8 protein-coding genes and 1 pseudogene are annotated in these 10,273 nt (G+C 63.8%); all 9 read left to right on the top strand.

Going from position 1 to position 10,273, the window contains the following annotated elements:
* Nucleotides 1-863: PhoU domain-containing protein (locus tag EN932_RS19400; protein ID WP_164890540.1), on the top strand; the 863-nt coding region annotated here is incomplete at its 5' end.
* 125 nt (nucleotides 864-988) lie between these two features.
* Nucleotides 989-2,188, top strand: coding sequence for a 2-aminoethylphosphonate--pyruvate transaminase (locus tag EN932_RS19395; RefSeq protein ID WP_127369032.1), 1,200 nt, complete (start codon nucleotides 989-991; stop codon nucleotides 2,186-2,188).
* Between the two features lie 24 nt (nucleotides 2,189-2,212).
* On the top strand, nucleotides 2,213-3,472 hold the full coding sequence (phnA, locus tag EN932_RS19390) for a phosphonoacetate hydrolase (protein WP_127385017.1): 1,260 nt from the start codon (nucleotides 2,213-2,215) through the stop codon (nucleotides 3,470-3,472).
* A 220-nt stretch (nucleotides 3,473-3,692) separates the two neighbouring features.
* The gene (gene phnY, locus EN932_RS19385; RefSeq protein ID WP_127369727.1) at nucleotides 3,693-5,150 is read left to right on the top strand and encodes a phosphonoacetaldehyde dehydrogenase; all 1,458 of its coding nucleotides are present in this window, start codon (nucleotides 3,693-3,695) and stop codon (nucleotides 5,148-5,150) included.
* A 72-nt stretch (nucleotides 5,151-5,222) separates the two neighbouring features.
* A complete protein-coding gene (locus tag EN932_RS19380) occupies nucleotides 5,223-6,581 on the top strand; it encodes an aspartate aminotransferase family protein (protein ID WP_128368983.1) in 1,359 nt (452 codons plus the stop codon).
* 2 nt (nucleotides 6,582-6,583) lie between these two features.
* Nucleotides 6,584-7,594 (top strand): C-terminal binding protein, encoded by a 1,011-nt coding sequence (locus EN932_RS19375; protein WP_013533036.1) that lies wholly within the window; start codon nucleotides 6,584-6,586, stop codon nucleotides 7,592-7,594.
* A 255-nt stretch (nucleotides 7,595-7,849) separates the two neighbouring features.
* The gene (locus tag EN932_RS19370) at nucleotides 7,850-8,881 is read left to right on the top strand and encodes a 2-aminoethylphosphonate ABC transporter substrate-binding protein (RefSeq protein ID WP_127368841.1); all 1,032 of its coding nucleotides are present in this window, start codon (nucleotides 7,850-7,852) and stop codon (nucleotides 8,879-8,881) included.
* Between the two features lie 29 nt (nucleotides 8,882-8,910).
* Entirely contained in the window at nucleotides 8,911-10,056 is a 1,146-nt protein-coding gene (locus tag EN932_RS19365; RefSeq protein WP_024502486.1) for an ATP-binding cassette domain-containing protein, read from the top strand.
* A pseudogene (locus EN932_RS19360) lies at nucleotides 10,049-10,273 on the top strand (2-aminoethylphosphonate ABC transporter permease); the annotation flags it as partial. The gene EN932_RS19365 and the pseudogene EN932_RS19360, both read left to right, overlap by 8 nt.

Raw genomic sequence — 10,273 nt, 5'->3', positions numbered from 1 at the left:
ACCTGCACCTTGCCTTCAATCTGGTGCTGGTCATCTGCTGCTTGCCGTTCACCGGCATGATGGAGCGGCTGGTCGCCTTGTTGATCGCAGACAGGCCGGTGGCAAAGGCCGAAGAGGGTGGAGACCTGATGTCGCGCCGCACCAGCGCGCTCGACCGCACCGTCATGCGCACACCCGGTCTTGCGCTAGCCAGTGCCACCCGCGAGCTGCTGCGCATGGGCGAAGTCGTCGAGGTGATGCTGCGCCCAGTGATGGATTTCTTCGACGCCGGCACCGGCGACCAGATACGCCAGGCCCAAAAACTCGATGAGGAGGTCAACCGCGCCCATACCGAAATCAAGCTCTACATTGCCGAAGTCAACCGCGGCAGCATGAGCGTAGCCGAAGCGCAGCGCGGCATCGAGCTCACAGACTTCGCCATCAATCTCGAACGCGCCGGCGACATCGTCGCCAAGAACCTGCTCGTGCTCACCCAGGAGCTGCGTGACAAGAACCTGCGCTTCTCACGCGACGGCTGGAGCGAACTGGCCGGGCTTCACAACCGTGTCATGGCCAACATGCAGCTTGCACTCAATGTGCTGGTGTCGAGCGATCTCGATTCGGCGCGGCAACTCGTCGTCGAGAAGGAGCGGATGCGCAGACTGGAACGCACGAGCCACGACCGTCACCTCAAGCGCCTGCAATCGGGAATGCCGCAGAGCATCGACACCAGCGACATCCACCTGGAGGCCGTGCGGGCGCTGAAGGAGATCAACTCGCTGATGGCCTCGATCGCTTATCCCTTGCTGACGCAGAGCGGTGATCTGCTGGAAAGCCGGCTGGCGAGAGGGGCTGCGGAAGTGAGGGCTCCTGCACTGGCCTGAGGACGGATTCCCGCCCGGCATGTCATTACTAAAATCGATACATCGATACAAAATAACGATTTTACAAATAGATCATTCAGGCCAAGAATAAGGCCACATCGAACGCAGATCGAGCGGAGGACAACATGCTCGCCGAGACGAAATTTGCCGCGGAGCCGCTGGCCAGCCCGGCGCTGGGCGAGCCGTATCTTCTGACCCCGGGGCCGCTCACCACGGCCTATTCGGTCAAGCAGGCGATGTTGCGCGACTGGGGATCGTGGGACGGCGACTTCCGCGCCATGACATCGGATATGCGTCGCCGCCTGCTGGCGCTGACCGGGGACAGGAACGATGAGTTCGACTGCGTGCCGATGCAAGGCAGCGGTTCTTTCTGCGTCGAAGCGATGCTGGGGTCGTTCGTGCCCAGGGACGGCAAGGTTCTTGTGCTGGCCAACGGCGCCTACGGCCTGCGCGCCGCGCAGACCATGCAGTATCTCGGCCGCGCCTATACGCTGATCGACAAGGGCGACTATCTGCCCCCGCGCGGCGACGAGGTGGCAGCGGCCCTCGCGGCCGACCCTGATATCACCCATGTCATCGCCATCCATTGCGAGACCAGTTCCGGCATCCTCAACCCGGTCGCTGAAATTGCCGAAGCCGTCCATGCCAAGGGTCGCAAGCTGCTGGTCGATTCCATGAGTGCGTTCGGCGCCGTGGCGCTCGACATCAACGAAATCCGCTATGAGGCGATGGTCTCGTCCGCCAACAAGTGCATCGAAGGCGTTCCGGGTTTTGGCTTCATCATCGCGCGCAAGAGCGAACTGGAGGCCGCCAAAGGCAGGAGCCATTCGCTGTCGCTCGATGTCCACGCCCAGTGGGCGCACCTGAACAAGACCGGCCAGTGGCGCTACACGCCGCCGACGCATGTCGTGGCCGCCTTCCTCGAAGCACTGCGCCAGCATGAGGCCGAAGGCGGCGTCGCCGGCCGTGGCGCCCGCTATACGAGGAACCGCGACGTTATGGTGGCCGGCATGCGCGACCTCGGTTTCGAGACACTGCTCCGGGATCGCTGGCTGTCGCCGATCATCGTCACCTTCTTCAACCCGGCTCATGCCAGTTTCGCGTTCGACCGTTTCTACGACCTGATGAAGGACAAGGGCTTCATCATCTATCCGGGCAAGCTGACCGCCGTGGATTCGTTCCGCGTCGGCTGCATCGGCCAGATGGACGAACATGTCATGCGCCGCGTCGTCGAGGCGGCGGCGTTCTCGCTTCATGAAATGGGCGTCGACACCGCCGCCCCACCCGCCGCGGCACTTGCCGAACGCGCCAAACTCGCCGCCTGAAGCGGCCGACTTCGAGGATATCAGATGAACCAGATGTCTCCCATCAACGTCGCGGTCAACGGCCGCACCTATGCCTGGCCGCGCGTGCCGGCGATCGCCATCTGCCTTGACGGCTGCGAGCCGGCCTATCTCGACGAGGCGATAGAGGCCGGGCTGATGCCGGCTCTGGTCAGGATCAAAGAGAAGGGCACGGTGCGCTTTGCGCATTCGGTCATCCCGAGCTTCACCAACCCCAACAATCTGTCGATCGCCACCGGCCGACCGCCGTCGGTGCATGGCATTTGCGGTAATTATCTCTATGAGCGCGAGACCGGCAAGGAAGTGATGATGAACGACCCGCGCTTCCTGCGCGCGCCGACCATCTTCCAGGCCTTCTACGATGCCGGCGCCAAGGTCGCCGTGGTCACCGCCAAGGACAAGCTGCGTGCCTTGCTTGGCAAGGGCCTCGCCTTCGATGAAGGCCGCGCGCTGTGCTTCTCGGCTGAAAAATCCGACACCACCAGCAAAGCCGAGCACGGCATCGACAATGCCTCGAAGCACTTTGGGCTGCCGGTGCCGGAGGTCTATTCGGCAGAATTGTCGGAATTCGTCTTCGCCGCCGGCGTCCAGCTGCTGAAGGAATTCCGCCCCGACATCATGTACCTGACGACCACCGACTATGTGCAGCACAAATATGCGCCCGGCGTGCCGCAGGCCAACGCCTTCTACGAGATGTTCGACAAATACCTGACCGAGCTCGATGCGCTGGGTGCTGCCATCGTCGTCACCGCCGACCATGGCATGAAACCGAAGCACAAGGCCGACGGCTCGCCCGACGTGGTCTATGTCCAGGATATTCTCGACGACTGGCTGGGCAAGGACGCCGCCCGCGTCATCCTGCCGATCACCGACCCCTATGTCGTGCATCATGGCGCGCTGGGTTCCTTCGCCACCGCCTATCTGCCTGATGGCGCCAACCAGGCCGATATCATGGCCAGGCTGGCCAAGATCGACGGCATCATGCTGGTCGTCGACAGCCCGACCGCCTGCGAGCGCTTCGAGCTTCCGGCTGACCGCATCGGCGACATCGTGCTGATCTCGACCGAGAACAAGACGATCGGCACCTCGGAACATCGCCATGACCTGGCGGCTCTGAACGAACCGCTACGGTCGCATGGCGGGCTGACCGAGCAGGAGGTGCCGTTCATCGTCAATCGTGTGCTGCCGGAATTGCCGAACGAGCCGACGCTGCGCAATTTCGATGCCTTCTATTACGCGATGATGGCGGCGGCGCTGGCGGGCTGAGCCAATGTCGACCCCCACTCCGCCTCGCTACGCTCGGCACCTCTCCCCCGATCGACGGGGGAGAGGAAAGGCGCCAGGGTTAGCCGCGGCTTAGCCTGAAAACGTTGAGGCACTGACCTCGCCTGATTTCCTCTCCCCCGTCGATCGGGGAGAGGTGGCCCGAAGGGCCGGAGTGGGGGTCGAATCCTCCGCGCAACAAGAATCTGCTGGAGCAGAACCCATGACCAAGCTCGACCCCGCCATCAAAGTTCGCCACGAGCCGATGCGCATCGCCGGCAGACGAGTCGATGCCGACGGCGTCGTCGAGGTGCGCTACCCCTGGAACGACACCGTCATCGGCACCGTTCCGGCCGGCCGCGCCGATCACGCCCGCCAGGCATTCGAGATCGCCGCCGGCTACAAATCGAGGCTGACCCGCTACGAGCGTCAGCAGATACTGTTCCGCACCGCCGAGGCATTGGCCTCGCGCCGTGATGAAATCTCCGATCTCATCACGCTCGAGCTCGGCATCTCCAAGACGGACTCGCTCTATGAGGTCGGCCGTGCCTATGACGTGTTCACGCTGTCGGCGCAGATGTGCATCCAGGATGACGGGCAGATCTTCTCCTGCGACCTCACCCCGCACGGGAAGGCGCGCAAGATCTTCACCACTCGCGAGCCGTTGAAGGCGATCTCGGCGATCACGCCGTTCAATCATCCGCTCAACATGGTCTCGCACAAGGTGGCGCCGGCGATCGCCACCAACAATTGCGTGGTGGTCAAGCCGACCGAACTGACGCCGATGACCGCACTTCTCCTGGCCGACATTCTCTATGAAGCCGGCCTGCCGCCGGAAATGCTGTCGGTGGTGACCGGTTGGCCGGCCGATATCGGCAACGAGATGATCACCAACGACAACATCGACCTGATCACCTTCACCGGCGGCGTGCCGGTCGGCAAGATGATCGCCCGCACCGCCGGCTACAAGCGCCAGGTGCTGGAGCTCGGCGGCAACGACCCGCTAATCATTCTCAACGATCTATCGGACGAGGATCTGGCAAAGGCGGCGGACTTGGCAGTGGCCGGAGCGACGAAAAACTCCGGCCAGCGCTGTACCGCGGTCAAGCGCATCCTCGTCCAGGAAAGTGTCGCCGACCGTTTCGTGCCGCTGGTGCTGGAGCGGGCGAAGAAGATCCGCTTCGGCGATCCGATGGACCGCGCGACCGACCTTGGTACGGTTGTGCACGAGAAGGCGGCGGCGCTGTTCGAAGCCCGCGTCCACATGGCTGCCGAGCAAGGCGCCGACATTCTCTACAATCCGGGCCGCCAGGGCGCGTTGCTGCCGCCAATCGTCGTCGATCGCGTGCCGCATACATCCGAGCTGGTCATGGAAGAAACCTTCGGGCCGATCATCCCGATCGTGCGTGCGCCGGACGATGACGAGGCGTTGATTGCGCTCTCCAACTCGACCGCCTTCGGCCTGTCGTCGGGCGTCTGCACCAACTCGTTTCCCCGCATGCAGAAATACATCGCCGGGCTGCAGGTCGGCACCGTCAACATCTGGGAAGTGCCGGGCTATCGCATCGAGATGTCGCCCTTCGGCGGCATCAAGGATTCGGGCAACGGCTACAAGGAAGGCGTCATCGAAGCGATGAAGAGCTACACCAATGTGAAGACATTTTCGCTGCCCTGGTCCTGACCGGACGGCATTGACGGATAGAACAATCGAGGGAGCGTTCGCCGCTCCCTCATTCGCATTTCGGAGACCATGATGGCCGCGATATCTGAACTTGTGCACACCGAAGGCGATTCCAACACCACAGCGGCTCGCGGTCGCTGGGATGCCGGGCAGGGCGATCCGCGGATCCGCGGCCTGCTCGATCGCGACGCGGCCGCCTTCATGCACCAGAGCCTGTCCAGCCCCTGTTTGTCGACGATCGCCAAGGCGCAAGGCATCTGGATCGAGGACACCGCCGGTCGCCGCTTCATGGATTTCCACGGCAACAGCGTCCATCACCTCGGCTATGGCCACCCGAGGCTTGTGGCCGCCATCAAGAAGCAGCTCGATGAGCTCTGCTTTGCGCCGCGCCGCTTCACCTGTGAGCCCGCCGTCGAACTGGCCGAGAAGCTGGCGGCATTAGCGCCCGGCAATCTCGGCAAGGTGCTGTTCACCACCGGCGGCTCGGACGCCATCGAGGTCGCGCTGAAGATCGCCCGCGCCGCGACCGGCCGCTTCAAGACGGTGTCGTTCTGGGATGCGTTCCATGGCGCCGGCTTCGGCGCAGCAAGCGTTGGTGGCGAGGCGACCTTCCGCTCGCACATATCAGGCCCGATGATGACCGGCACCGAGCACGTCGCGCCTTGGGACGGCTATCGCTGCCCCTATGGCCACGATTCCCTGGAAGCATCGGGCCTCGCCTGCGCCAACATGATTGCCTACGTCCTTGGCCGCGAGCAGGACGTGGCGGCGGTCGTCGCCGAACCGATGCGGGCGACGCCAAACCCGCCGCCGCCGGGCTTCTGGAAGCGGGTGCGCGAGGCCTGCGACCGGCACGGCACGCTCTTGATCTTCGACGAGATCCCGACCGGCCTTGGCAAGACCGGCAAATTCTTCGCGCACGAGCATGATGATGTGACGCCTGACATCGTCGTCATCGGCAAGTCGCTCGGCGGCGGCGTCCTGCCGATTGCCGCCATCATCGCGCGCCGCGATCTCGACGTCACCGGTGGCTTCGCGATCGGCCACTACACCCACGAGAAGAACCCGGTGACGACCCGCGCCGCATTGACGACGATCGACATCATCCTGGAGGAAGGGCTGGTCGAGCGCGCGGCCGAACTCGGTCGGCACATGCTAGGGCGCATGCAGCACCTGATGGCGCGGTCGCCCCATGTCGGCGACGTCAGGGGCAGGGGACTGATGGTCGGCGTCGAGCTCGTCGAGGATCGCGATACGCGCCAGCCGGCACGCGATCTCGCCGAGCGCGTCTTCTATGCTTGCCTTGAACAGGGGCTGAGCTTCAAGATCAGCCAAGGCAACGTGTTGACGCTGTCGCCGCCGCTGGTCATTTCGAAAACCGACCTCGACGGCGCGCTCGACACCGTCGAGCGCACGGTGCTGGCGGCCTGACCATGAAGGCCGTGCGCACCGACCGCGAACTCGAATGTCCCGGCATCGACGCCGGCTTGCGGGCGAGGGGGGTCGAACTGGTGACGCTGCCGGACGGCATCCCCGAAGCTGATCTCATGCAGGCCGTTGCGGACGCCGATCTTTTGCTGATGTGCTACACGCCGATCACCGCACGGGTGATCGAGGCGGCTCCCAGATTGAACGGCATTGTCAAATATGGCGTCGGCGTCGATGCCATCGACATCCCCGCCGCGATGCGGCGTGGCATTCCCGTTGTCAACGTGCCGGATTATGCTGAGGAAACCGTCGCCGAAGGCGCCTTCGCGCTGATGATCGCGCTGGCCAAGCGGCTGCCCTCCATCACCGCGGCGGTGTCACGTGATGGTTGGATCTGGCCCGAGCAACGCTGGCTGGGGCGCGACATGTCCGGCGCCACGCTTGGGCTCGTCGGCTGCGGCAAGATCGGCCGCAGCATGGCGCGCATGGCAGGCCAAGGATTTCACGCGCGCGTTCTCGGCTTCGATCCCGGTGTCGATGTCGCAACCATGCGCACCGCCGGCATCGAGAAGGTAGAAGACCTCCACGTCATGCTGCGCGCCTGCGATTTCGTTTCCCTCCACTGCGTGCTGAACGACAGGACGCGCGGCTTGATTGGTGAAGCCGAGCTCGCTTGCCTGAAGCCTTCCGCTATCATCGTCAACGTCTCGCGCGGCGCGCTGATCGACGAGGCCGCCCTTGTCGAGGCGATCATCTCGGGGCGCATCGGCGGCGCCGGGCTCGACGTCTATTCGGTCGAGCCGCTGGCCAAATCGGGCCATCCGATGAGCGCGCTGTTCGGCCGCGACAACGTCATCCTGTTTCCGCATCTCACCTTCTTCACGCAGGGGGCCATGCGCCGGCTCGAAGACGACACGCTCGCGCGCTGCTTCGAAATTCTCGAAGGCCGGCCGGTTACCGTTCGTTCGTTCGACCCGCGGCTGCGGGCGCAGACATCTGGGGTTTCATTCGGCTGACCATCACCATCTCTGCAGCCAATCGCGGGCCTTCCGCGAGGCCGGAATCGAAGCCAGGCCAGCGTTGCGACAGTTCCATGACAACTATCAGGTAAAGTTTGCCTCTCATAAAATAAATAGATTTTACTTATCGATCCTCAGTCCCCAAAGTCGGCACAACGACGAGATCGAACGGTGCCGCATAAGGCTCCGGCCTACAGGCGAGATCGTCACAGTGCATCGCAGAATGTGCCATCAATCAAAGGGGAACTGAGCATGAAATTGCAAAAGGCAACCATAGCTATGGCCTTAGCCGCGTCGCTGTTGGCGTCGTCGGCTCTTGTCGGACCGGCACTCGCCGACGGCGTCGTCACCATCTATTCCGCCGACGGCCTGCATGACGGCAATGGCAGCTGGTTCGAGACCGAATTCGCCGCCTTCACCAAGGCCACCGGCATCACCGTGCAGTATATCGAGGCAGGTTCCGGCGGCGTCGTCGAGCGTGTCGCCAAGGAAAAGTCGAATCCGCAGGCCGACGTGCTGGTGACCTTGCCGCCCTTCGTGCAGCGGGCCGCGGCTGACGGCCTGCTGCAGGACTACAAGCCGGAAGCCGCCGACCAGATCGATGGCGGCACAGACAAGTACCGGCCGCTGGTCAACAACTATATGAACTTCATCTACAACAGTGCCGTCCTGCCGGAAGCGCCAAAGGCCTACAACGACCTGCTCGACCCGAAGTTCAAGGGCAAGATCCAGTATTCTACCCCCGGCCAGGCCGGTGACGGCACCGCCGTCATGCTGCAGATCATCCACGCCTTCGGCAGCGAGGATGCCGGCTTCGAGTTCATGAAGAAGCTGCAGGACAACAATGTCGGCCCCTCCGCTTCGACCGGCAAGCTGACCGCGCTGGTCAACAAGGGTGAGCTGCATGTCGCCAATGGCGATCTGCAGATGAACATGTCGCAGATGGCCGACAATCCCAATATCAAGGTGTTCTGGCCGGCTGGACCTGACGGTGTGCGCTCCACCTTCGCGCTGCCCTATGAAATCGGCCTGGTCACCGGCGCACCCAACGCAGACAACGGCAAGAAACTGATCGACTTCCTGCTCTCCAAGGAAGCCCAGTCGAGCATCAGTTCCGTTGCGCTCGGCATGCCGGCTCGCAAGGACGTCAAGCCGGATGACGCCAACTTCGCCAAGGCGCAGGAGGCGATGAAAGGCGTGACCATCTGGTCGCCGAACTGGGACGACGCGCTGAGCAAGCTGCCCGATTATGTCAAGCGCTGGAACGAAGCGACCGGAAGTTGATCCGCAAGGGAAACCCGGAGGACCACGCCATGTCGGCCGCAGCCTTTACTGGTACCAGTGTCATGGACATCGACGCCGCGAAGGTTCGCGGCGCCGGCTCCAATGTCCATTTCGACAAGGTCAGCGTTGCCTATGGCGCGCATGTCGTCCTGCATCCGCTGACCCTGGATATCGCACCTGGCGAGATCCTGGCGATGATCGGCCCATCCGGCTCCGGCAAGACCACGGCCCTGCGCGCCGTGGCCGGCTTCGTGCGGCCCGCCAGCGGGCGGATCCGCATCGGCGCCACCGATGTGACCGATCTGCCGCCCTATGAGCGCGGCCTCGGCATGGTGGTGCAGAACTACGCGCTGTTTCCGCATATGCGGGTCGAGGACAACGTTGCCTTCGGCCTCAGAGCACAGGGCGCCGACAAGGCGCTGATCGGCGAGCGGATCAAGGATGCGCTCGGCACTGTCGGCATGTCGGCCTATGCCCGGCGCTATCCGCGCGAGCTTTCGGGCGGACAGCAGCAGCGCGTGGCGATTGCGCGTGCCTTGGCCGTGCGGCCGCGCGTGCTCCTGCTCGACGAGCCGCTCTCGGCGCTCGACGCCCAGATCCGCCGCAACATGGTCGAGGAGATTGCGCGGCTGCACCGCAGCCTGCCCGGCCTGACGATCCTCTATGTCACCCACGACCAGACCGAGGCGCTGACGCTTGCCGACAAAATCGCCATCATGCGCGACGGCAGGGTCTGTTCGCATGGACCGACGACCGAACTCTACCGCCGCCCGCCAAACCGTTTTACGGCCGAGTTCCTCGGCCGCGCCAATCTTCTTCCGGTAACGGTTGCCGAGGCCGTCGGGTCGAAGGGATTTGCCACGGCAAGGCATGGTGACGCGCTGCTGACCGGCGCCGGCCGCAACGAGAAGGCCGGCGACAAGAGCCTGCTCTGTATCAGGCCGCAGCATCTCAGCCTGACCGCCGACAGCGACCATACCAACCGCATCGTGGGCACGCTCCAGGAAGTGCACTGGCAGGGCGAACTGACCCATCTCGTGCTCGACGTCGACGGCACGCCGGTGCGTGTCTCGGCGACCAGGCTGCCGATCGCCTTGCCCGAACCCGGCGCCAAGGTGCCGCTGTTCTTCGCGCCCGCCGACACCTCGCTTCTCCCGGAAGACGCCGGTGTCTGAGGCCGTCACACTTCGCGCGCCGGCGTTTCGGAGGGAACCCGGCAAGCTCTGGATAGTGCCACCGGCGGCCCTGCTGGCGCTGCTGTTCTTTTATCCGCTGGCGCTGATCGCCCGGCAGGCCTTCCTCGACGACAGCGGCGTCGCCAATGTCGCCGAAGTCATCCGCGTGCTGCATTCGCGCTTCTTCCTCAACGCGCTGATCAACACGGTGTCGATC

Origin of the sequence: Mesorhizobium sp. M7A.F.Ca.US.002.01.1.1, from assembly GCF_004022955.1 — a bacterium.
In the GTDB taxonomy this organism is placed as follows: domain Bacteria; phylum Pseudomonadota; class Alphaproteobacteria; order Rhizobiales; family Rhizobiaceae; genus Mesorhizobium; species Mesorhizobium ciceri.
This window is presented reverse-complemented; position numbering and strand designations above follow the sequence as displayed.